This window comes from Kiloniella majae, assembly GCF_002118315.1.
GTDB lineage: Bacteria > Pseudomonadota > Alphaproteobacteria > Kiloniellales > Kiloniellaceae > Kiloniella > Kiloniella majae.
Genome location: NZ_MTSZ01000030.1, coordinates 1 through 276 on the forward strand (window position 1 = coordinate 1; position 276 = coordinate 276).

Sequence of the window (276 nt, forward strand, 5' to 3'; positions counted from 1 at the left end):
TCCTGGTATCCTTTTTCTTTTAACTTCCACCCCTTCTCCTTTTTTACTTCCCCTTCTCCTCTTCCTCTCCCCCTCTTTCTTTTTCCTTCCTTCTCCCCTTCTCCAATCTTCTTTTCCCTTTCACTTTCCTCTCCCTTTCTCTTTCCCCTTTTTCAACTATTTCTATTCCGGTTCTAGCCTCAATCTGTTTCCATTTTTCACCCCCCAACCACATTCACTACCGCTCCTCTCCCTCACCCTGTCATCGTTTTCTCAACCTATCCACATCTTACAACC

General features: G+C 44.9%; 1 protein-coding gene. It reads right to left on the reverse strand.

Annotation, left to right across the window (positions count from 1 at the left end; translation table 11 throughout):
• Positions 1-43: 43 nt before the first annotated feature.
• Positions 44-214, reverse strand: a complete 171-nt coding sequence (locus BKB51_RS20795) for a hypothetical protein (RefSeq protein WP_158090297.1) — start codon at positions 212-214, stop codon at positions 44-46.
• Between the last annotated feature and the right edge of the window lie 62 nt (positions 215-276).

Excerpts from the sequence above, each read along its gene's own strand:
- BKB51_RS20795 (WP_158090297.1), bottom strand. The coding sequence starts at position 214 with ATGTGGTTGGGGGGTGAAAAATGGAAACAGATTGAGGCTAGAACCGGA.